This is a genomic window from Mycobacterium sp. 012931, assembly GCF_000419295.1.
GTDB lineage: Bacteria > Actinomycetota > Actinomycetes > Mycobacteriales > Mycobacteriaceae > Mycobacterium > Mycobacterium marinum.
Genome location: NZ_AOPX01000001.1, coordinates 2,620,423 through 2,641,949 on the forward strand (window position 1 = coordinate 2,620,423; position 21,527 = coordinate 2,641,949).

16 protein-coding genes and 2 pseudogenes are annotated in these 21,527 nt (G+C 65.2%); 4 read left to right on the forward strand and 14 right to left on the reverse strand.

What is annotated here, in order from left to right; translation table 11 throughout:
• Window positions 1–6: 6 nt before the first annotated feature.
• The 6 genes and pseudogenes from MMSP_RS11670 to MMSP_RS29810 form a co-directional block, all read right to left on the reverse strand.
• Window positions 7–2,009, reverse strand: a pseudogene (locus MMSP_RS11670) (OPT family oligopeptide transporter).
• A gap of 91 nt (window positions 2,010–2,100) precedes the next feature.
• On the reverse strand, window positions 2,101–4,041 hold the full coding sequence (ggt, locus tag MMSP_RS11680) for a gamma-glutamyltransferase (RefSeq protein ID WP_020786764.1): 1,941 nt from the start codon (window positions 4,039–4,041) through the stop codon (window positions 2,101–2,103).
• Window positions 4,042–4,055: 14 nt separating this feature from the next.
• Window positions 4,056–4,786: pseudogene (locus MMSP_RS11685) on the reverse strand (sirohydrochlorin chelatase).
• Window positions 4,765–5,514, reverse strand: a complete 750-nt coding sequence (locus MMSP_RS11690; protein WP_020786766.1) for a phosphoadenylyl-sulfate reductase — start codon at window positions 5,512–5,514, stop codon at window positions 4,765–4,767. Before MMSP_RS11690 ends, MMSP_RS11685 begins: the two are co-directional and overlap by 22 nt.
• Complete coding sequence (locus MMSP_RS11695) at window positions 5,511–7,178, reverse strand: nitrite/sulfite reductase (RefSeq protein ID WP_020786767.1); 1,668 nt, start codon at window positions 7,176–7,178, stop codon at window positions 5,511–5,513. The genes MMSP_RS11690 and MMSP_RS11695 overlap by 4 nt, the downstream gene beginning before the upstream one ends.
• Window positions 7,179–7,295: 117 nt before the next feature.
• Window positions 7,296–7,349: an Ms4527A family Cys-rich leader peptide gene (locus MMSP_RS29810; RefSeq protein ID WP_350356019.1), complete on the reverse strand. Its 54-nt coding sequence runs from the start codon at window positions 7,347–7,349 to the stop codon at window positions 7,296–7,298.
• A gap of 266 nt (window positions 7,350–7,615) precedes the next feature.
• On the opposite strand from MMSP_RS29810, the gene hemW reads away from it, so the two are divergent.
• Window positions 7,616–8,788, forward strand: a complete 1,173-nt coding sequence (gene hemW, locus MMSP_RS11700; RefSeq protein WP_012395322.1) for a radical SAM family heme chaperone HemW — start codon at window positions 7,616–7,618, stop codon at window positions 8,786–8,788.
• A gap of 11 nt (window positions 8,789–8,799) precedes the next feature.
• Here hemW and MMSP_RS11705 read toward each other — a convergent pair whose 3' ends face one another.
• Together MMSP_RS11705 and MMSP_RS11710 are read right to left on the reverse strand one after the other, a co-directional pair.
• Window positions 8,800–10,035, reverse strand: a complete 1,236-nt coding sequence (locus MMSP_RS11705; RefSeq protein WP_015356495.1) for a sodium-dependent bicarbonate transport family permease — start codon at window positions 10,033–10,035, stop codon at window positions 8,800–8,802.
• 297 nt (window positions 10,036–10,332) lie between these two features.
• Window positions 10,333–10,542 carry a hypothetical protein gene (locus tag MMSP_RS11710; RefSeq protein WP_012395320.1) on the reverse strand — a complete coding sequence of 70 codons (210 nt, stop codon included), beginning with the start codon at window positions 10,540–10,542 and terminating at the stop codon, window positions 10,333–10,335.
• A 389-nt stretch (window positions 10,543–10,931) separates the two neighbouring features.
• Between MMSP_RS11710 and MMSP_RS11715 the strand changes: the two genes are divergently transcribed.
• The 3 genes from MMSP_RS11715 to MMSP_RS11725 all read left to right on the forward strand — a co-directional run bounded on the left by MMSP_RS11715 (window position 10,932) and on the right by MMSP_RS11725 (window position 14,383).
• The gene (locus MMSP_RS11715) at window positions 10,932–12,293 is read left to right on the forward strand and encodes a salicylate synthase (protein WP_020786769.1); all 1,362 of its coding nucleotides are present in this window, start codon (window positions 10,932–10,934) and stop codon (window positions 12,291–12,293) included.
• Between the two features lie 200 nt (window positions 12,294–12,493).
• Window positions 12,494–13,297 carry a sigma 54 modulation/S30EA ribosomal C-terminal domain-containing protein gene (locus MMSP_RS11720; protein WP_051153663.1) on the forward strand — a complete coding sequence of 268 codons (804 nt, stop codon included), beginning with the start codon at window positions 12,494–12,496 and terminating at the stop codon, window positions 13,295–13,297.
• An 81-nt stretch (window positions 13,298–13,378) separates the two neighbouring features.
• Entirely contained in the window at window positions 13,379–14,383 is a 1,005-nt protein-coding gene (locus MMSP_RS11725; protein WP_369797351.1) for an acyl-ACP desaturase, read from the forward strand.
• A 31-nt stretch (window positions 14,384–14,414) separates the two neighbouring features.
• On the opposite strand, the gene MMSP_RS11730 is transcribed toward MMSP_RS11725, so the two are convergent.
• From MMSP_RS11730 to MMSP_RS11755, 6 genes are all read right to left on the reverse strand, one after another.
• The gene (locus tag MMSP_RS11730) at window positions 14,415–15,377 is read right to left on the reverse strand and encodes a MerR family transcriptional regulator (protein ID WP_020786771.1); all 963 of its coding nucleotides are present in this window, start codon (window positions 15,375–15,377) and stop codon (window positions 14,415–14,417) included.
• The gene (locus MMSP_RS11735; protein WP_020786772.1) at window positions 15,374–16,885 is read right to left on the reverse strand and encodes an NAD(P)/FAD-dependent oxidoreductase; all 1,512 of its coding nucleotides are present in this window, start codon (window positions 16,883–16,885) and stop codon (window positions 15,374–15,376) included. The genes MMSP_RS11730 and MMSP_RS11735 overlap by 4 nt, the downstream gene beginning before the upstream one ends.
• Window positions 16,882–17,802 carry a hypothetical protein gene (locus MMSP_RS11740; protein ID WP_020786773.1) on the reverse strand — a complete coding sequence of 307 codons (921 nt, stop codon included), beginning with the start codon at window positions 17,800–17,802 and terminating at the stop codon, window positions 16,882–16,884. The genes MMSP_RS11735 and MMSP_RS11740 overlap by 4 nt, the downstream gene beginning before the upstream one ends.
• A gap of 31 nt (window positions 17,803–17,833) precedes the next feature.
• Window positions 17,834–18,694: an SDR family NAD(P)-dependent oxidoreductase gene (locus tag MMSP_RS11745; protein WP_011741381.1), complete on the reverse strand. Its 861-nt coding sequence runs from the start codon at window positions 18,692–18,694 to the stop codon at window positions 17,834–17,836.
• A gap of 1 nt (window position 18,695) precedes the next feature.
• A complete protein-coding gene (locus MMSP_RS11750) occupies window positions 18,696–19,691 on the reverse strand; it encodes an alpha/beta hydrolase (RefSeq protein WP_020786774.1) in 996 nt (331 codons plus the stop codon).
• 109 nt (window positions 19,692–19,800) lie between these two features.
• On the reverse strand, window positions 19,801–21,453 hold the full coding sequence (locus tag MMSP_RS11755; protein WP_036426446.1) for a (2,3-dihydroxybenzoyl)adenylate synthase: 1,653 nt from the start codon (window positions 21,451–21,453) through the stop codon (window positions 19,801–19,803).
• Between the last annotated feature and the right edge of the window lie 74 nt (window positions 21,454–21,527).

A 21,527-nucleotide genomic window follows, 5' to 3' on the forward strand; every position in this document is an offset into this window, starting at 1 on the left:
GGCGTCCTATCCGGCCCGGCCGGATAGCGGTTCAGGCTCCTGGCCAGGCGTTGTGGGGCGATACAACGCCGCCGCCCGGACGTACCGGTAGAGCAGCGCGATCATGGCGGCAAAGACAAACAGACCCAACAGCTCGGCCCAATGCGTGAATCCGTCGCCCAGGATGGCCAGGGGGTCCTCGGTGCCAGTCCCCACGACGATGCCGGCGAAGGCCACGCCGAAAAGACTTTCGCCCACGATCAGGCCGGTGGCGAGCATGACGCCCATGCGTCTCTTGCTTTCATCCTCATCACCGGATCGCTGCGCCCACGAGTCATAGATCCGGCCGAGCACCGCGCCGACCGGGATAACCAGCGTCAGCGAGATCGGCAGGTACATGCCCATACCCACCGCGAGCGGGGGGAGCCGAAGTGTCGCGGTGGTCCTGGTCAGTACTTCATCGACCACGACTACCACGATGCCGATCAGCGCGCCCAATCCCACCAGCGACCAGTTCAGCGATCCGCCGAAGACCCCCTTCGCCAGTGCCGAGATCAGTGCCGCCTGCGGAGCGGCCAGCGCATTTCCGGTAGCGCCGGGGGCTCCTTGAAAGCCGAACGCGCTTTGCATCAACTGCAAAACAGGAGCTATCACCGCCGCGCCGATCGTTACCCCGATCACCAGGGCCACCTGCTGCTTCCAGGGGGTCGCTCCCACCAGCTGACCGGTCTTGAGGTCCTGCAGATTGTCGTTGGAAATGGTCGCCACACCAAAAATCACCGCGGCGGTAAAGACGGCGTACGCCACCAAAGCTGGGGTCTGGGCATCGCTGGCCGGACCATAGGTCCACTTGATCAGCAGCGCGGCCAGCAGCACCACCAGGATGCCGACCCCGGAGATCGGACTGTTCGACGAGCCGATCAGGCCGGCCATATACCCACACACCGATGCGACCACCAGACCGATGGTCACGATCAGCAGCAAGCTGACGGCGATGATGCTGCCGGCCCGCCCAGCGATCGGCGTGTGGTCGGTGAAGTCGCCGAGCAGCAACCCAATCGGGATCAGCGAGACCAGCACCACCAGCCCGACCAGCTGGATCGGGATGTCGCGCTCGTGCAGGTCGACGGCCTCGCCCCGGCGACGGGTGCGCGCGGAGACCGCGGCCTCGGCGATACCGGCCATGATGGGGCCGGCGATTTTCAGGAACGTCCAAACCGCCGCCACCGCAATGGCTCCCGCCCCGATGAAACGCACGTCCGACGAGAAGGTCCTGGAGACGAAATCGGCCAACGCCCCATCCTGGGGCAGCTGACCGGCGGTGCGCATCGGCAGCAGCACACCGTAGCTGATGAGCACACCCACAATCATCGCGATACCGACGCCCAGCCCGACGAGATGGCCCACGCCGACCAGCGCCAGCGACAGGCTCGCACCCGCCATCGTCGCGCCCGAACCCAACCGGAAGGTCACCGCCAGCGAGTTGCTGATCACCTTGAGCGCGGCCAACAGCGAGTATCCGGCCGCGGTCACCGCGCCCAGCGCGATGACCGAAAGTCCCCTCCGGTTTTCCTCCGCCCCCGTGCCGATGCGCCGATCTTCAAAACCTCTGCCCCCGCGACGCCTTCGGGGTAGGGCAGATCGGAACCGGTGACCAGCGCGCGGCGCAGTGGGATCGAGTACATGACACCCAGCAGGCCACCGAATCCGCATACGGCCACCGTCGTCCAGTACGGGAACCCGCTCCACCAGCCGATCATGATCAGTGCCGGTAGCACGAAGATGATCGCCGACAGGGTGCCTGCGGCCGACGCGATGGTTTGCACGATGTTGTTTTCCACGATCGAGTGGTTCGCGAAAAACCTCAGGACTCCCATCGAGATCACCGCGGCCGGGATGGAAGTGGCAAACGTCAGCCCGACCTTGAGGCCGAGATAGACATTCGCCGCGGTGAACACCAGCGTGATCAGCCCACCCAGGATGATCCCGCGGGTGGTGATCTCGCGTGTACTGCCCAGTGCACCAGACATGGGGCTCGACCATATCCGCTAGTGCCGCCATCCGCAGCAATCCCCACCTGGCCCCGGCGGGCCGACCACGGCAGGTGCCGCGCGCGGGGGGCTAGCTGGTGTCGCCCATCACCACACCTTCGCGGCGCGGGTCGGCGCCACCGGTCCACCCCGACTTGCTGCGGGTGATCGCCGATAGCCCGCTGGACTGGTCAGCCAGGTTGACCTGATGGCCCAGCGCGCGCAGGCCTTCCACCAGCGGATCGTGGGCGCCGTTGTCGGCGGTGTTGATGTCGGGGTGCTCGCCGCCGACATTGGTTCGTGGCGTGTTTGCCGCGCCGAAATCGACCGCTGACACCGCCTGCTGCGGATCCAGCCCCCAATCGAGCATCGCCACAAGGGTTTTCACAACGAACTGGACGATCGTTGACCCGCCGGGGGAGCCCACCACCGCATACAGCGAGCTGTGTTCTGCTGGTGCGCCATCGAAGACGAAGGTGGGTGCCATCGAACTTCGCGGCCGCTTCCCGGGCTGGATGCGGTTGGCCACCGGTGCACCATCGGAGTCGTATGGCTGCGCGTTGAAATCGCTGAGCTGGTTGTTGAGCAGGAAACCGTCGACCATGTGAAAGGAACCGAACGCCGATTCCACCGTTGTGGTCAAAGCGGCCGCGTTTCCGTATGAGTCAACGACGCTGACGTGGCTGGTGCCGTGTTCGGGAACCGGCGCGGCGATGGTGGTCGGCAAGCCGAAGTCGCCGGGCTTGGCGGTTCCCATGCTGTGCTGGGGCGAGATCAGCGCCGCGCGCCCGGCCAGATACGCGGGGTCGACCAGGGCGCTCAGCGACCCACCGGGCGGTGGGACGAAATCCGCGTCGGCCACGTATTTATCGCGGTCGGCGTACGCCAGCCGCTCGGCCTCGGCGACCAGGTGCACGCCCATCACACTCGGGCGACCACCGTTGGGGTCGAGATTGTCGGGCCGGTACTCACTCATGGGGAAGTGCTCGAGGATTCCCAAAGTGGCGGCCACCGCGACGCCACCCGATGACGGCGTCGGCATCCCACAGATTTGCCGGCCACGGTAGGTCGTGCACAGCGGTTCGCGCTTCTTGGCGGGATAGGCGGACAGATCTTCAAGGGTGATCAGGCTGGGCGTGCGGCCACCGGAGGTGTCGCCGGCGGCGGCCACGATGTCGTGAGCAATATCGCCGGTATAGAAGACGCTCGCGCCGGCCGATGCGATCTCGGACAACGCCTTTGCGTAGGCGGGATTGGTCAGCCGGGTGCCAACGGCCTTGGGGGTGCCGTCGGGGGTGAGGAAATACCCGCGCGCTTGTGGGTCGGCGCCCAATTGCGGCGCCGAGTCGGAGATGGCCGCGGCCATCCGCGGGCTGATGTCGAAACCATTGTCGGCCAATGCCACCGCGGGACTGAAGAGGTCACGCCACGGTGTGGTGCCGTGCTCGTTGTGCACCATCTCGAGCATTCGCAGGATGCCCGGCACTCCGATCGATCGTCCTGAGGCACGCGGATCGGGCCTGGGCGCGCTGTGGTCGGCATCGCTGATCCAGCGCATGTAGTTCTCGGTGGCCGCCGCCGGGGCGACCTCGCGGCCATCATAGGCCTGCACCGACCGCGTTCTGGCGTCGTAGTACAGCAGCACCCCGCCGCCGCCGATGCCCGAGGACTGGGGTTCGACCAGGCCCAGCACCGCCTGGGCCGCCACCACAGCGTCGGCGGCGGTGCCACCGTCGCGCAGCACTCGGCAGGCGGCCTGAGTGGCCAGTGGATTGGCGGCCGACACCGAATAGTGCGCGGTATGCACCGGGGTCATGTCCGTGCGATAGCCGGTGGCGATCTCCGGGTTGGTCGCCACGTTTCTCGATGACGGGGCCGCGGCGGCGACCGAGGTTTTCGGCGCCGGGGTGCCGTTGGGCACGATCTCGCACGGGCCCGCCGAGTTCGGCGCCCCCACGTGGGTAGTGCCACATCCGGCCAGCGCAAGGGCCGCTACGGCCAGCACTGCACCACAACGCTTGACAAAAGTCATTGAACGAAACTCCGTTACGCCGCGACGCGACCAGCGGTTGCCTGCGCGAAGCGATCTAGTACTGTCTCGGCCACCAAACGGTGCGCACCCAGGGGTGCGGCCATGGCGAGCCCAGTATCGGCCGCAAAGCGCTGCACCCGGTCCGGCAGTCTGCCATGGGCCAAGAACCACGGTGCAACGACCACCCGGTGGGCACCGCGCCGACGCGGCCGGCTGACGGCTTCGGCCAGGGCGGCCGGCGGGTGGGTGGCGAACGCGGTCGCTACCGCGGCCCAGCGGGTTCCCTCGGCCAGTTTCGGCCCGACCTGGGCGGTATGGGAGTTGACCGCGGCGTTTGACGAGCCGATCGCCACGACGAGTACGCCGAGGCCGTCGTCGAATCGGGAAACTCCCAACGCCGTCACGCGTTGCCGCAGCACCGACACCAGCCGGTCGTCGGTTCCGAGCACGTTGGCCTGGCGCACCCGCAAACTCTCCCGGCAGCTTGCGATTTGCGCGGGAATGTCGATGCCCGCGTGGTACCGTTGGCCAGCAGTAGGGGTGTGACCACAGCATCACCGGAACATCCGTTGAGCACCTCGACCAGGCCTGGCGAGTTCAGCTCGCAAAACGCCAACCGCACATCGAGATCGGGCCGCATGCGCGCGACTCGGGCCGCCACCGCTCGTGCGTTCGCCGAAGACCGGGGATCCCTGCTGCCGTGCGCCGTGAGTACCAGCGCCGTCACGAAGCGTGCAACCCGCATTCGGTCTTGGCCAGCCCCTGCCAGCGCCCGCTGCGCGGGTCGGCGCCGGCGGCCGGCTTGACCGTGCACGGGGCACAGCCGATCGACGGATAGCCCTCGTCGACAAGCGGATTGACCAGAACATTGTTGGCCACGATGTAGTCCTGGACTTCGTCATCAGACCAGGCCGCCAGCGGGTTGATCTTCACCAGCTTGAAGGCCTCATCGAAGCTGATCACGGGTGCATTGGCTCGCGTTGGTGCCTCGACCCGGCGCAGTCCGGTCACCCAGGCGGAAAAGTTGCTCAGGGCCTGACGCAACGGGACCACCTTGCGCAGCCGGCAGCACTCGCCGGGATCGCGGGCGAACAGGCCTTGGCCCAGCAGCTTGTCCTGCTCGGCAACGGTGTGCTCGGGAGTGATGGTGAGCACCTGGACGTCGTAGACGGATTCGACCGCATCGCGGGAACCGATGGTTTCCGCGAAGTGGTATCCGGTGTCCAGAAACAGCACCGGTACGCCCGGGCGGACCTTGGACGCCAGGTCGATCAACACGGCGTCCTGCATGTTGGAGGCCACCACGTAGTTAGCCGTCTGGACACCAGCGACACCGGCGGCACGATTGGCACCGCCGAAGGTCTCATCGGTCCACTGCAGCAGTTCGGTGGCACTGGCCCCTTCGAGTTCGGCCGCACCGCGTGCCGCCAGCTCGCGCAGCTCGGCTTCTGTCAGGTTGCTTGTTTCGATCATCGCAGGTCGTCCTCCTCGGCCCGAATTGCCCACTGAGCAAAGCGTTCACCGGCGGCGCGGTTCTTGACGAAGTTGCGCACCACCCGATCGATGTAGTCACCCAGCTCGTCGCTGGTGACCTTGTGTTGACGCAGTTTGCGGCCGAAGCCACTGTCCAGGCCCAGGCTGCCGCCCAGATGTACCTGGAAACCCTCGACCTGGCCGCCGGCGCCATCGTCGACCATCTGGCCCTTGAACCCGATGTCAGCGACTTGAATTCGTGCACAGGAGTTCGGGCATCCGTTGATGTTGACGGTGACCGGGACATCAAGCGTGGAGTTGAGATCGTCCAGCCGCTCTTCGAGTTCGGGGACCAAAGACTGTGCCCGGACCCGGGTTTCGGCGAACGATAGCTTGCAGAACTCAATGCCACTGCAGGCCATGAGATTCCGGCGCCAATGCGATGGCTGCGCGCGCAGACCCAGCGCCTGCAGGCCGGCGATGGTCTCATCGAGCTTGTCGTCGGGAATGTCGAGGATGACCAACTTCTGGTAGGGCGTGAACCGGATCCGGTCCGACCCGGCCCGCTCGGCCAGCTCAGCCACCGCCGTCAAGATGGTGCCCGATACCCGACCGGCGATAGGGGAAACCCCCACCGCGTTGTGCCCGTTCTTGAGCCGTTGCACGCCGACGTGGTCGATCGGATGCTTGGCGGGTTCGGGGGCAGGACCGTCGATCAACGGCCGCTTGAGGTACTCGGTTTCGAGAACTTCCCGGAATTTCTCGATGCCCCAGTCCTTGATCAGGAACTTCAGCCGCGCCTTGGACCGTAGGCGCCGGTAGCCGTAGTCGCGGAATACCGAGGTGACCGCTGCCCACACTTCGGGCACTTCTTCCAGCGGCACCCAGGCCCCGACCCGTTTGGCAAGCATCGGGTTGGTGGAAAGACCGCCGCCTACCCACAGATCCAGTCCCGGCCCGTGCTCGGGGTGGTTGACGCCGATGAACGCGACATCGTTGACCTCGTGCACAACGTCCTGCAGGCCCGAGATCGCGGTCTTGTACTTACGTGGCAGGTCGGCGAAGTCAGGCTTGCCGATGTAGCGGCGCACGATTTCGTCGATCGCCCAAGTCGGGTCCAGCACCTCGTCGAGTGACTCGCCGGCCAGTGGCGAGCCCAGCACGACGCGGGGGCAGTCCCCGCACGCCTCGGTGGTGTGCAGCCCGACTTCGTCGAGCCGCCGCCAGATCTCGGGTACTTTCTCGACCTCGATCCAGTGGTACTGCAGGTTCTCCCGGTCGGAGATGTCGGCGGTGTCTCTGGCGAATTCGGTAGAAATGGCGCCCAAAGTACGCAATGCGGCCGTCGAAAGGGCACCGCCGTCGCAGCGCACCCGCAGCATGAAGTATTTGGCTTCGAGTTTGTCGATGTTCTCGTCGCCCGTCCAGGAACCGTCGTAGCCCTGTTCGCGCTGGGTGTAAAGACCCCACCAGCGGAAGAGCCCCCGCAGATCACTCTTGTCGATGCTGTCGAATCCGGCCTTGGCGTAGATGTTCTCGATGCGTTCGCGCACATCGAGTAGGTTGCCCGCCTTCTTGAGTTCCTCGTTGGCGTTGAGCGGCTCGCGATTTCCCAGCGCCCACTGGCCCTCACTGCGGGGCTTGGCGGGACGTGCCGTGGTCATTGGGTCTGTTCTCCTTCGCGAGAAATGCCAACCTGGGCGTGCACAAAACCATCGAGTCTGACGGGGTGCGCAGATCCGATGGCCAGCTAAAGGTATAAAGGGGCCGGGTCTACGACATCAAGGAAGACAGCAACAGCTGCAGACACGCTTGAGGTCGATGTGCCGACGCATAACCAGCGCGATGTGCGGGTTCGAATTGGCGGGCACCGTGACATTCTGCCACGGACCGCGGTCGTCGCGCGAACAGGGCTGATTTTGTCTCACAGTGACCAAAACTACCGAGCGAGACTGGGGGGCTTGGATAGACGAAGCCGCGAAGCGGCTGAGAACATCCAGGCCCCGCGGCAGACGGGCCCACTTCCCGGGGTGGGGGCCCCTCGTTGACCGCCGGCGTGCACACCGGCGTCCGGGTCTCGGCCGGCGTGCGAAGATTTGGCATGACTGTTCGCGAGGCACCGGTCGACCTGCCCGCCCTGTTGCCCAGCCCCGGACGGCCGTTTGGGCTGTACCTGCATGTCCCGTTCTGCGTGACCCGCTGCGGGTATTGCGACTTCAACACCTATACACCGGCTGAGCTGGGCGGCGTCAACCCCGACGCGTGGCTGCTGGCGCTACGCAGCGAACTGGAGCTGGCCGCGGCACGGCTGAACGCGCCGACAGTGAACACGGTGTTTGTCGGCGGTGGGACACCCTCGCTGCTGGGCGGTCAGCGCCTGACGACGCTGCTGGACATGGTGCGCGACCATTTTGTGCTCGCGCCCGACGTCGAGATCACCACCGAGGCCAATCCCGAGTCCACCTGGCCGGAATTCTTCGACGCCATCCGCTCGGCCGGCTACACGCGGGTATCGCTGGGCATGCAGTCGGTAGCGCCCCGTGTGCTCGCCACCTTGGACCGGGTGCATTCGCCCGGCCGGGCTTCGGCGGCGGCGCGCGAGGCCTTTGCCGCGGGTTTCGAACACGTCAACCTCGATCTGATCTACGGAACCCCCGGGGAGACCGACGACGACCTGCTGCGCTCGGTAGACGCCGCTATCGAAGCCGGTGTCGACCACGTTTCGGCCTACGCCCTGGTCGTTGAGGACGGAACCGCGATGGCGCGGCGAGTGCGGCAAGGCGAGTTGCCCCCCGTCGACAACGACGTGCTGGCACATCGTTACGAATTGGCCGACGCGCGGCTGACCGCGGCCGGGTTGGCGTGGTACGAGGTGTCCAACTGGGCCCGGCCGGGCGGTGAATGCCGGCACAACCTCGGCTACTGGAATGGGGGTCAATGGTGGGGTGCGGGCCCCGGCGCACACGGGTACGTCGGCGCGACCCGCTGGTGGAATGTCAAGCACCCCAACACTTATGCGGAGATACTGGCGGGTTCTTCGCTGCCGGTGGCCGGCCTCGAGCGGCTCGAAGAGGACGCCTTGCACACCGAAGAGGTGATGCTGGGGCTACGGCTGCGGCAAGGGTTGCCGCTGGCGCATCTCGATGCCGGCGAGCGTGAGCGAGCTCAGGCCGCGGTGGCCGACGGGCTGCTGACCGCCGAGGGCGACAGCGTGGTGCTCACCGATCGGGGACGGCTGCTGGCCGACGCCGTGGTGCGCACGCTGCTCGGGTAGCTTCGGGCGGCTCAGCCCGTGGTGTGAAACCAGATCCCGACCATGCGGGCGATCTCGATGTAGAGCGGGATCCCGATCGTCACGTTGTAGGAGAAGGTCAAACCCAGCGATGCGGCCAGCGGCAGCGTCGGGCTTGCTTCGGGTATCGCCAGTCGCTGCACGGCCGGCACCGCGATGTAGGACGCCGCACCGCACAACACCGCGAACAACACGTAGGTGCCCGGCTTGAAGTCGCTGTTGGTGAGGTAGGCGTAGCTGTGCGCCACGATGATGCCGATGGTGGCAAAAAGGTTTGGGGCCAGTAGGCCGAAGAAGATGAACCCGCGCCCGGCCGTCTTGAGGTCCTTCAACTTGCGCGACGCTGTCATGCCCATCTCGAGCAGGAACAGGGCCAGCACACCCTGGAACGCGGTAACGAAGAAGGTGTCGTCGTCGTGGACGACCTTCTCGCCTTGCAGGCCACTGATCAGGCCGATGATGATGCCCCCGAGCAGCAGAGCCAGCCCGGGGTTGAGGAAGACCTCCTGGAAGAGCTCCCGGGAGAACAGCGACGGCTGGCCGCTGCCCTTGGCGGGTTCGTCCTGGTCCGTGTGCTCCCGCTTTTCCAGCGAAAACTCCAGCTCCTGCTCGATTTCGCGGTCATGTGTGCTTTCCAGGCTCTCGCCGCGCGCGGGCCGTGCGGCGGTACCCGGTCCGACCGAGACCTTGGCCGGGGGCGTGTAGCCCGGTTCGTCGGGCATGTATCCGGCCTCGTCCATCCCGCGGTGCCGCAGCCGCGCCACCAGATACAGGGCCACCAGGCAGCCGGGGATCTCCATGACGGCCAACATGACCGGCATGTAGGCGTTGAAGGCGATGCCCACGCTGGTGAGGACGGCCACGCAGGTGGCAAAGGTCCCCGCCGAGTCCGACCCGTAATAGCCGGCGACGGTAGCTCGGTCGACTCGCCGCATTCGGCTCATCCGGCTCAGCAGCAGGTAGGCCAGACCGCCGATCAGGAAATTCAGGACGAAGCCCACACCCATGAAGCCGACGATGCTGCCGATGCTGGACGGTTTGATCTTGGCGAGTTCCTCACCGCCGTGCCAGCCGATCGCCAGCAGCAGGTACATGGTGAGGCCCTGATAGATCACATACGGGAACTCGAACCGCACCTTCAGGATCGGAATCAAAAACCCGAAATAGAAAAACAACAAGAGCGGTTTGAACAGGTTATGGGTGAAGTTCTCCCAGAACTCGTGCAGCATTGACGCCTCCCATCGTGCCGCGATCCAGGAAGCACCCACCGCCAGCGGAGCAACCGGGAACACACCCCAGACAACGCTGAGAATTTAGCGAGGCGGCTGCCAAATCGCCACTTGGTACGCCTATTAAAGTATTAAAGTAGCTGGATTTGGGCCGTTTTGGCCGACACGGCAGCGGCCGAAACAGCCATGTAACAGTCGGCGATGGCAATTGCGCTGGCAACATGCCGTAAAAGTCAGCTGGCCGCCAGTTTAGTGTGAGTTATCTGGCAATCCACTGTGAGACGGGCGTTGCGGCGTTCAACGCGCCGAAGAAACCAGCGACGGCCTGACGCCGATGTCGCGCTTTCGGTACGTCACCGACCGCCAGGCGTATGGCGAGTAGTGAGTCGTCGTTTCCTCGAAGCCGTCGACCTTGCAGACCGTCAAAACGCCGGTGTCGTGGTTGATGGTGAGCTCATCGCATTCGCCGGTGACTTCTTCTCCGTCGGCAAGCCGGATTACGAACATGTGCTGGTCCTCCTTGATGCTTGCGGCAGGCGGTCTTGGGCGGGGGTGGGTGAGCGCCGGCGGGCATCTCTGCGACTGGCTAGCTGGCTAGACAGTGATGGTAAGAGAACTGCCCGCTCAGCAGCATCTCACGGTGTGTCGATCAGGTAAATGGTTGGCGATCTGTGGTCGTTGTGCAAGCCAGAGGTCGGCGAGGCGAGCGTGATGGGCTGGTGGCGGCGGGTGAGCTGGCGTGACTCGGGGTTGAGGTGGGATGCGTTGGCGCCACCGGCAGGGGGGTCCGGCGCGCATGGGTCCCGCCATTGATTCCCGCTGAGTCTTGGCCGGTAGCCGCGTCTTACGGGAGCGGATAGCGCGAATTTACGTAGGTTAGGCTACATTTACCTACTGTGGTGGAGGTTAGTGTCGAAGCGAGTGCTGTCAGTACCGCTGAACCGTCGATCCCGATGCCGGCCGATATCGGTCCGGCCGACCTTGCGGCCGAGTTGGCCGTCGTGCTGTGCGAGGCGGTGAGACCCGAAGGTACCCAATACCTGCTCTACGAGCGTGACGGCCAGTGGGTCCTGGCGTCGGGTGTGCAGGCGATGGTGGAGTTGGACAGCGACGAGGTCCGGGTTATCCGCGACGGTGTGACTCAGCGCCAGCAGTGGTCGGGGCGACCTGGGGAGGTCCTGGGCGAGGCCATCGACAGATTGTTGTTGGAGACCGATCAGGTCTTCGGCTGGGTGGCTTTCGAATTCGGGCTGTACCGCTACGGTCTGCAGGCGCGCCTGGCCCCGGGCACCCCGCTGGCTCGGGTCTTCTGGCCGCGCACCCGCATCGTGGTGACCCGCGATGACGTAAGCCTGTTCGGCGCGGAGCCGCACGAGCGCGAGGCGGTGCTGCGGCTGCTGCGCGACGGGCTGCCCACGGTGCCGCGATCTCGAACCATCGATCTGAGCGCCGATCCGTCGGGCTATCGCGACCGCGTGGCGGTAGCGGTTCGTGAGATCGCGTCCGGCGCGTACCACAAGGTAATCCTGTCCCGTTGCGTAGAGGTGCCGTTCCGGCTCGATTTTCCGTCGACGTATCGGCGGGGCCGTGAGCGCAACACACCCGTACGGTCATTCTTGCTGCGGCTTGGTGGAATTCGCGCCCTCGGCTTTAGCCCGGAACTCGTCACCGCGGTTTCGCCCAGCGGTGTGGTGGTCACCGAGCCGTTGGCCGGCACGCGCGCGCTGGGCCGGGGTGCCGCCCATGATCGGCTGGCCCGTGGGGACCTGGAGAGCAATGCCAAAGAGATTGTCGAGCATGCTATTTCGGTGCGCACGTCGTTGCACGAGATCACCGAGGTGGCCGAGCCCGGAACCGCAGCGGTGATCGATTTCATGTCGGTGCGCGAGCGCGGTAGCGTGCAGCACCTCGGTTCGACGATCAGCGCCCGCCTGGATGCGGCCAGCGATCGGATGAATGCGTTGGAGGCGCTTTTTCCCGCCGTGACGGCATCGGGCATCCCCAAGGCCGACGGTGTCGACGCGATCTTGCGTCTCGACGAAGGTCCGCGCGGACTGTATTCGGGGGCGGTCGTCATGTTGTCGGCCGATGGTGGGCTCGATGCCGCCCTGACACTGCGCGCCGCCTACGAGCGTGACGGGCGCACCTGGTTGCGGGCGGGTGCCGGCATCATCGAGGCATCCCAGCCCGAGCGCGAATTCGAGGAGACCTGCGAGAAGCTCTCCACGTTGGCGCCGTATCTGGTTGAGCGTCAGTAGCCTTCGAGGCTTTCGCAACGCCGGCGGTAAGTGCCGCCGCGCGCTCACACTGCGGTAGGGCACGAGGACGTCTGCCGTACGCCGGGTGAGTGGACGCCGTTGACCAAACGGTGATCAATCGCACACCGTGCGCAAGGACTTTCGGCCCTAGCCGAGTAGGCATCTGGCCAGCCAGGCTTCCCTTTCAGCGGCAGCAACACATGTCGAGAAAGCGGGGTCGGTGCGCCGTGTATGCACCCAGGCCGTGGTCGGTGCGGGAGTTCCCTGATGTGACCGTGCTTTCCAGTGCGTCGGTGTCGGCTGCTCATGGTGAGCAGGTGGCGCGCGCGGTGGGTCAAATTCTGGTGCACCGCGAGATCGTCGGAGGGGCCCGGGTGCGTCTCAAGACGGGAGCTTGTGGCCGTGGCCCGATGGTGGTGCAGGTGAACCTGCGGGTGGGGGAACTTCCGGCTCGGGTGCTTGCCGTTACGCCCGGCATCGATGATCTGACGCCGGCATTGCTCGGGCTGGACCGTCATATCGTGCGGATGCATGACCAGTGGCGTCCCCGGCCCTGGCCCGATCTGACGCGTCGTCGGCTGTTCGTGCGGCCTGATGCGGCCATCGCGCGTCGCAAGCCGGTCTCGCTGCAGTGCTCGACGCCCCTGGCGGCGGTGGCCGTGATGGATGCGATGGACTACGACGCGCACGTGTTCACCGACGCAGAAACGGGCGAGGACGCGGTGGTCTACCGGGCCGGCCCCTCGGGGCTGCGGCTGGCTCGGCAGCGGCACGTATATCCGCCGGGATGGGCTTGGTCGCCGAGCAATTCGGCGCCGCCGGTACCCCTGATCGTGAATTCTCGCCCGACGCTGGCCCTCACCGAGGAGGAGGCCCTGTGCCGCGCCCGCGAACACGGGCTTCAGCTGCTGTTTTTCACCGACTCGGCTACTGGCCGCGGCCAGTTGCTCTATCCCCGCTACGACGGCGATCTCGGATTGGTCGGTCCCGCCCGGCGCGCCTGACTTGAATGTAACCGCGGTTTACAGATATATTGCCCGTAACTGGACGGAACACATAGCTGGGAGACCAACGTGTCCAAGGAAATGACCAACCTGCAGCTACTCCACGAGCTTCAGCCCGTGGTGGAGAATCTGCTCAACCGGCACATCTCGATGTTCAAAGAATGGAATCCGCACGACTACGTTCCCTGGTCCGATGGCAAGAACTACTACGCCCTCGACGGCCAGGATTGGGAGCCCGGGCAGAGCCAGCTCACCGACGTCGCTCAAGTGGCGATGGTGCAGAATCTGTTGACCGAGGACAACTTACCGTCGTATCACCGCGAGATCGCGATGAACTTCAGCATGGACGGTCCATGGGGACAGTGGGTCAACCGGTGGACCGCCGAGGAGAACCGACACAGCACCGCGCTGCGTGACTATCTGGTGGTGACACGTGCTGTCGACCCCGTAGAGCTGGAGAAGCTGCGCCTGGAGCAAATGACAAGAGGCTTCAGCCCGGGCCAGAACCAACAGGGTGATCTGTTTGCGGAAAGTGTGTTCGACTCGGTCATGTACGTGTCGTTTCAGGAGTTGGCCACCCGCGTCTCGCACCGCAACACCGGTAAAGCCAGCAACGACCCGATCGCCGAGCAGTTGATGGCCAGGGTGTCGCACGACGAGAACTTGCACATGATCTTCTACCGTGACGTCAGCGCGGCCGGGCTGGACATCGCACCGAACCAGGCGATGAAGTCTGTGCACCGGATATTGCGCAACTTCAAGATGCCCGGGTTCACCGTCCCGGAGTTCCGTCGCAAGGCCGTGATCATCGCCGTCGGCGGCATCTACGACCCGCGGATCCACCTCAACGAGGTGGTGATGCCGGTGCTGAAGAAGTGGCGGATTTTCGAGCGGGAGGACTTCACGGGCGAGGCCGCGTGGATGCGCGACGATCTCGGTGTGCTGATCAAGGAGCTCGAACAAGCCGGCGACAAGTTCGACGAGTCCAAGCAGCGCTACCTCGAGCGCGAGGAGCGCAGGGCAGAGAAGATCACCGCCAGTCGGGTGCTCAAAACCGAAGGGACGCTTACCCTCAGCAGAATGTGATCACCGAGCCGGTTGGCCCGGCATCGGTGGCTCACGGTGCCTGCTGGCGCCGCAGGGCGGGTTGGGCCTCCGAGGATTGCTCGATGTAGTCCGAGAGTAGGCGGCTGACCAGTGACTCGATGGTTGATTCGATCGAGGACGCCAGCGTCGCGGTGATCGATGCGACGGCTTGGGTCCGGAACCGGATCAGCATGGTGATCAGCTCGGCGATCTCGGCGTCACCGGGCAGCGGCTCGCCCGGCTTGATCCGATCCACAACATGCTCGGCGCCGGCTCGCACCAGCAGGTCGCTGATCTCGTCGACCTTGGGAAGGATCTGCTCGTGCAGGTCGATGAGTTTGTCCATGCTGATGCCATAGCCCCGTACCTCGTTGAATGCGTCAATGAGTTTGGGGCGGGCAATGATCGCCTGGGTGCCGTCGATGCGGATCAGTCGCAGCGCCACCAGCCGTTCGAATGCCAGTGGATCGTCGACGCGCCGCTGAGCCTGGGCAAGTGGCATGGCTTGCGGTTTCTCGGTGGTCCAGCTGCCGACGATGGCCGTCTCCAAGCCCAGGACGTCGCCGAGGTTTCTGCCTTCCTCCCAGGCGCTAAGCATCTCTCGAACATGTGCGATGTTGTACCCCCGGTCGAGCATGGACGTGATGAGCCGAAGCCGGATCAGATGGGTGTCGTTGAACAACGCGATTCGGCCGACCCGCAGCGGCGGGGGCAGCAGGCCGCGGTCTCGGTACACCCGAATGTTGCGGGTGGTGGTGCCGGCCAGTCTGGCCAGTTCGTCGATCCGGTATTCACCTGAGGCCGCGCCACCATTGGAGTGCCGGACGGCCGCATCGAAAAGTTGTGTCACAGCGGCTTCGATGAACTCGCCAAGCTCCCGCGATTGGCGCCGGACACGTTTCGGCGCGCGCCGCACGTTGTGCAGCACGCTGGCTATGGTGCCGGGGTCGGGTCGCGCCGATCGGTCGTTGGTCATGTCACCGTTGGGGATCATGCCGTCGAGGTCACCAGGCTGCCGGCGTCTTGGGCGACCGCATGGTAGTGGCCGTAGCGGAAATCCCGCATTTGGCAAAGGTACTCGGTGGCAAACCCGGGAAACATCGACCCGTTGAACCCCTCTTTGGTGAGATACCAACTGCGGCAACCCGACATCCACGTCGTCTTGGCAAGCCGACGCTGGATTCGCTCGTTGTAGCGGCGCTGGACGTCTGCACGCACATCGAGATAGCGCAGGCGTTCGTCGAGGATCGTGGTGATGGCGCGCACCGCGTAGTCGAGTTGGCCTTCGATGTACACCAGCAACGAATTGTGCCCGGGCCCGGAGTTCGGTCCGGTCATGAAGAACAGATTGGGATATCCGTGTGCGTTGATGCTCTTGTAAGCCTGTGCGCCGTGGGCCCATTCATCGGCCAGCGACCGGCCGCCGATGCCGGTGACCGGGAAGGGAGGTCCCGTCAGATGGACGTCGTAGCCGGTCGCGAACATGATGCAGTCCAGGTGATGCTCTAGACCATCGCTGGTCCGGATGCCAACCGGGCTCAGCGTCGCGATCGGCCAGTCGATGAGTTTGCAGTTCGGGCGTTGCAGCGCGGGATAGTAGTCGCTGGAAACCAGCATGCGCTTGCAGCCCGGGCGGAAGTCCGGCGTCAGTTGGCGGCGTAACCACCGGTCTTTGACCTGACCGCGAAGATGGGCCTGGCCCAGTAACGCCACCAGCGACGTCAGCGGAGTGTTCCACACCAACGCGCCCGCGGTGGCCTCGTGGCCCCAGAACAGGGCTTGTCGCGCGAGTTGTTGAGCAGCGGGGACTTTGGTGAACAAGGCCTGCACGGCGGGTGGCGTGGCGACGTCGAGCCGTGGCAAGACCCAACAGGGGGTGCGCTGGAAGACCTTGACGAAGCCGGCCTGATTCACCAGTTCCGGGACGATTTGCACGGCGCTGGCTCCGGTGCCGACAACGGCGACTCGCTTGCCGCTGAAGTCGTAGTCGTGGTCCCAGCGCGCGCTGTGGATCTTGTGACCTTCATAGCGATCCAGGCCCCGGATGTCGGGGAAGCTGACATCGGAGAGCGGACCGGAAGCCAGGATGACGGTCCGGGCCCGAAACCTTTCGCCCGCCTGCGTTGTCGCGGTCCAGATGCCGGTGTCTTGGTTGAATGTGAGGCCAGTGACTCGTTGGCCGAACCGGATGCGATCACCGATACCGAACCGGTTCACCATGGCCTCGATGTGCCGGTAGATCTCCGCGGCGGGGGAGTAGGTGCGTGACCACTTGGGGTTGCGGACGAACGAGAACGAGTACAGCAGTGAGGGTATGTCGCAGCTGGCGCCCGGATAGGTGGTGTCGCGCCAGGTTCCGCCGATCCGGTCGCCGCGCTCCAGAATCACCACCTCATCGGGGTTGCTCAAACCGGCCTCGGCGAGTCGGATTGCCGCACCCAGTCCGGTGAGGCCCGCTCCCACAATCAGCGTCGCGTAGGCGTGATCGGGCGCCATGGTCACGCCGCTGGCCGATAGGTGAGTTCTTTGAACCAGCTGGGTATCGGCTTCAACAAGGGCTTGGGGTAGTAGTCCGACAGCCACACCATGGAGTTGGCCAGTAGGTGATAGGGGTGGCTCGGGTTGACCACCATGGCGGCATGGCGCTTGAGGACGCGGTACGCCGGAACCCGTGGTGTTTTCGCGCTGCGCTCGCCGAGTTGCCTGAAGCGCTTGACCGCGTTGTACAACCGCTCCGGTTCCATGCCCATGCCGGCCATCTCATTGCGCACCCGGTTGAGCAGCGGTATGTAGATGAGTGCGCCGATGATCAGTCCCGGCGAGGCGATATTGCCGACGAACTCGATCGCCAGCCGGCGCGCCGTGGCGTGCCCGATCATGTCGAGCACCTCGAAATCCACGGCGATGTGCCGGGATTCGTCGTTGTTGATCTTCTCGAACACCTGGTGGCACACCGGATCTTCGACGCTATCGAGGAGGAACTTCAACAGCGCCCCGTCGAGCGCCACTTCGAGCATCGGAATCACGGTGCCCAGCACGGACAGCGGCATGCCATCCGAGTAGGTGTCCAGCCATTCGATAGCCAACCGGATGTTGACGTTGGGTTTGGGAAGTTCGCCCTCGTCGAGCATGCCCCAGCGCTTCATCAGGGCTAGCTCGGCGTTGGCGTGGCGCTGTTCTTCGGCGTGAAAATACCGGTAGATTTCCGCGATTGTCGGGTCGGGGGCTTTCTTGGCCAGCGCGGCGAAGCCGCGCGCCCCGATGTTCTCGATCCAGCACAGGTCCGCCATGAATGCCTTGAGCTTGGGCCGGAATTCGGGCCGAATGGTATCGGCGCCCGGTGCTTCCCAGTCGATGTCGGCGAGCGCCCACTGACGATCCTTGATCTTGGCGAGCATAGCTTCCATGTCGATCGTCACCAGAAGCTCCTTCCGTTGGTGAAACGGGCTCTTAGCGCATCGTCGCCCGCAAAATCAGACCGGCCGCCCTGGTGTATGTGCCGGGCGCCATCCGCTTGATGTTCCACCCGATCTTGGCGTCCAGCTGGGGCATGCAGTACAGATCGCCGCGGTCGTTGGCGTCCAGACAGATGCGTGCCACCTTGTCGGGCGAAAATCCGGTCCAGCGAATGAGTTTGGTGACGACCTCGCTGGACTGCTCGCTGATCCGACCGGACTCGACGATGTTGGTCTTGACGAAGGTCGGGCACAGCACGGTGACATTGATGCCGGTGCCGGATAGTTCGGCGGCCAGGGTTTCCGATAGTGAGAGCACCCCAGCCTTGCTGACGTTATAGGCGGCCATGCCCGGAGCCGCGCCGAATGCGGCGGCCGAGGCGACGTTGATGATGCCCCGCGGGCCGACCGCCCGTCCGGCCTCCCGCAGGATGGGGGTGAAAACATGGCAGCCATGGATCGGGCCCCAGAGATTGATGCCCAGGGTCCATAACCAATCATCAAGGGGGATTTCGCCGATACCCGCGCCGCCAGCACCGACGCCGGCGTTGTTGATCACCAATGTCGGCGGTCCATCGAACCAGGCTTGTGAGCGTTCGGCCAGCGCCGTCACGTCTTCGATGCGTGAGACGTCGCAGCCGATCGAGATGGCTCTGGCGCCCGCCTCGGTCAGCGCTGCGACCGTGTTCTGGGCGGCCACTTCGTCGATGTCGCTGCAAACTACCGCGCTACCGCGGCGACCGAGTTCGAGCGCGAATGCGGCGCCGATTCCGCTGCCCGCTCCGGTGACCACCGCCAGGGCATCGTGGCTGGTCTTTCGGGACTTGCCCAGCAGCTTGTCCAAGGGACCCAACATGTCAGACCGCCTCGGCAGTAGCGTTGTCCTGCAATGAGCCTGCGATGAACGCGGAGGCGTAGGCCATGGCTTTGGCGGCCTCCGGAGTCATCCGCGGCAGTGCCTGGAATACGTGCATCTGATCGGGCCAGACCTGCAGTTCGCAGCGGCCACCGGCAGTGCGAATGTCGGCGGCCAGCTGACGCGCATCCGCCTCCAGCATCTCGGCCGCGCCGGCCTGGATCAGCGTGCTGGGAAGTGGCGATCCGCCCGCGACGTCGAGGCTGAGGCGGTGATGGGTGGGATCGATCCCGGCGTGGTAGAGGCCGACCACGCGCGCCGCGGTGGCCGCTTGGACGGCGGGATCGGGCTTCGTCCGTTCGCGTGCGGCCGAGAGCCCGAAGGTCAGGTCGATCAGCGGTGAGAACAGCACCAGTGAGGCCGGCGGCCGGGCGGCGACGTCGGGCTGCAAGAGCAAATCAACCGATAGGTGACCGCCCGCCGAATCGGCCACCACGACCATGCGTTCCGGCGACAAGCCGCATGCGCCCGGCAGCCAGTCCCACCCGGCCCGCACGTCGTCGGCGGCGGTGGGGAAGCGGTGTCGTGGCGCCAATCGGTAGTCGACGCTGAACACCGGTAGCCCGGTGAGTGAGGACAGCCAAGCCGTCAGGCGCCGGTGCGTCCGGGGTGAACACATGGTGTAGCCGCTGCCGTGCACGAAATAGATTGCGCCGCTGCGATTCGGTGCGGGCCCGGTCGGCAGGTGCGGCCCGTGGACCCATTCGCCGACGACCCGGCGCCCGTCTGGCAGAACAGAGTTCACCGGTTTCACGTGGGTGCCCGACAGTGATGGGCCGAGCGTGCCCATCAGCCGCGCGATGACCTGGCGCGTCATCCAGATTCCCCAGGTGCGCTCCGGCGGTATTGCCGCGGTGATGGGCGGCATCATTATCGAGCTCACCGCTACCGCGGTGCGGGACCGCAATGACCCGCGGACCGGAACGACGTCCGTCATAAAATGCAGTCAATACCAAATGGTGACATTAGTCAATGTCACTTTTTGTCGGTCGGCTATGTCGGCTCGGCGGACCCGCATGGCGGCGTGGCGGACGTGATTGCCCTGCTCAGGTCTCCGTGGTTGTCAGGATCTGGCTCGCGATCGCCTTCTTGTCGATCTTTCCCACCGGTGTGGTCGGCAGCGACGGCATCGCGACCAGCCGATCGATGCGGATATGTGCGGCCACGCCACGCTGCTCGAGATAGTCATTGAGTCCCGACAAGGTCTGCGGCGTCTGCGGTGGCCCCGCGAAAACAATTGCAGCGCAGATCAGCTCGCCCATATCCGGGTCCGGCAGTGGCACCGCCGCGGCCGAGCGGATCGCCGGGTGGCTGAGCAACTGTTCTTCGAGGTCCTGGGCCGAGATGGTCTCACCGCAGCGGCAGATGATGTCTTTGACGCGCCCGGTGACCTGCAGGTAGCCGTCGTCGCGGAGTCGGACCAAGTCGCCGCTGCGATAGAAGCCGGCTGGATCGAAGCAGCGCTCGTTGTCTCGGTCGGCGCAGAAGTAGCCGTTGATGGTGTAGGGACCGCGCACCAGTAGCTCGCCCTCTGCGCCGGGAGCCACCGGCGCGCCCGCGCCGTCGACAATGCGCAATTCGTCAGCGGAGCACAGGGGCCGGCCCTGGGTGTGCTCGAGGAGGTTCGGCGGATCTTCGAGGCGGGTGAAGTTCAGCAGTCCTTCGGCCATCCCGAAGACCTGTTGCAGCCCCGGGGTCAATGCCTCTCGTGCCTGGCGAGCATCCTCGGGCTCCAATCTGGAGCCACCAACTTGCAATAGCCGCAAAGACTTCGGGGTTACCGGCTCCCAATCACAGGCCTGGGTCCACAGTTTGGCCAGCGCGGGTACCAGCGCCGTGACGGTGACGCCGTGGCGCTCGATCAAGGTGAAGGCGGCCTCCGGGCTGGGGTCGGTGCTGAAAACGATGGTGGCGCCGACGGCCATCGAGCCGAGTATGCCCGGACATGCCAACGGGAAGTTGTGCGCCGCCGGCAGCGACACGAGGTACACGTCGTCAGCGGTCAGCCGGCACAACTGCGCACTCGCGGTGGCGTTGTAGACGTAGTCGTCGTGTGTTCGGGGGATCAGTTTCGGAGTGCCGGTGGTGCCACCTGAGACGAGTAACAAGGCGGGCGATGTGGTGTCGACATCGATGTCGGGTGTGGCGCCTTCGGACAGCGACGACCACGGCAGAAAGGGCCCGGACTCGCCGTCGATGATGACGTGGCGCAACTGGGGGTGAGCGGCGACCAACCGCTCGGCCATCGACCGGTAGTCGAAGCCGCCGGCGTGCTGCGCGACGATCAAACCCACCGCACCGCTGACCTCGGCGAAGTGGCGCAGTTCTGCCAGCCGGTGTCCGGTCAGGCACATCACCGGGATGGCTCCGGCGCGCAACAGGCCGAACAAGGCGACCGCGAACCGGCACGAATTGGGTAACTGCAGCAGCACCCGGTCGCCCGGTGCGATGCCCAGCGAAACGAAGCCCGCGGCGGCTCGATCGGCCAGTTTGTCCAGTTCGCAGAACGTATGGCTGGCGCCGGCGTCGACCACACCCACTCGGTCAGGCCAGCGTGCGGCCGCTTGCCGCAACAGCGAGCCGATGCTGCGACCGGTCCAATAACCGGCGGCGCGGTAGCTGGCCACTCGTTCGGGTGGGTACGGAATGAACCCGGCCACCGGCCCCGGTCGAGGCGGCTGGGCGGATGTAACAGGCACTCGGCGACTCCCCTTGGGGCGTGCGTTTCCCACCCCTCGGACCATAGGGTAGCGTACTCGAAGTTAGGACAGCC

What these genes read in the sequence shown, in the direction of transcription:
- ggt (WP_020786764.1), bottom strand. Translation starts at nt 4,041, where the DNA reads ATGACTTTTGTCAAGCGTTGTGGTGCAGTGCTGGCCGTAGCGGCCCTT.
- MMSP_RS11690 (WP_020786766.1), bottom strand. Translation starts at nt 5,514, where the DNA reads ATGATCGAAACAAGCAACCTGACAGAAGCCGAGCTGCGCGAGCTGGCG.
- MMSP_RS11695 (WP_020786767.1), bottom strand. Translation starts at nt 7,178, where the DNA reads ATGACCACGGCACGTCCCGCCAAGCCCCGCAGTGAGGGCCAGTGGGCG.
- hemW (WP_012395322.1), top strand. Translation starts at nt 7,616, where the DNA reads ATGACTGTTCGCGAGGCACCGGTCGACCTGCCCGCCCTGTTGCCCAGC.
- MMSP_RS11705 (WP_015356495.1), bottom strand. Translation starts at nt 10,035, where the DNA reads ATGCTGCACGAGTTCTGGGAGAACTTCACCCATAACCTGTTCAAACCG.
- MMSP_RS11710 (WP_012395320.1), bottom strand. Translation starts at nt 10,542, where the DNA reads ATGTTCGTAATCCGGCTTGCCGACGGAGAAGAAGTCACCGGCGAATGC.
- MMSP_RS11720 (WP_051153663.1), top strand. Translation starts at nt 12,494, where the DNA reads ATGTCGAGAAAGCGGGGTCGGTGCGCCGTGTATGCACCCAGGCCGTGG.
- MMSP_RS11725 (WP_369797351.1), top strand. Translation starts at nt 13,379, where the DNA reads ATGACCAACCTGCAGCTACTCCACGAGCTTCAGCCCGTGGTGGAGAAT.
- MMSP_RS11730 (WP_020786771.1), bottom strand. Translation starts at nt 15,377, where the DNA reads ATGATCCCCAACGGTGACATGACCAACGACCGATCGGCGCGACCCGAC.
- MMSP_RS11745 (WP_011741381.1), bottom strand. Translation starts at nt 18,694, where the DNA reads ATGTTGGGTCCCTTGGACAAGCTGCTGGGCAAGTCCCGAAAGACCAGC.
- MMSP_RS11750 (WP_020786774.1), bottom strand. Translation starts at nt 19,691, where the DNA reads ATGACGGACGTCGTTCCGGTCCGCGGGTCATTGCGGTCCCGCACCGCG.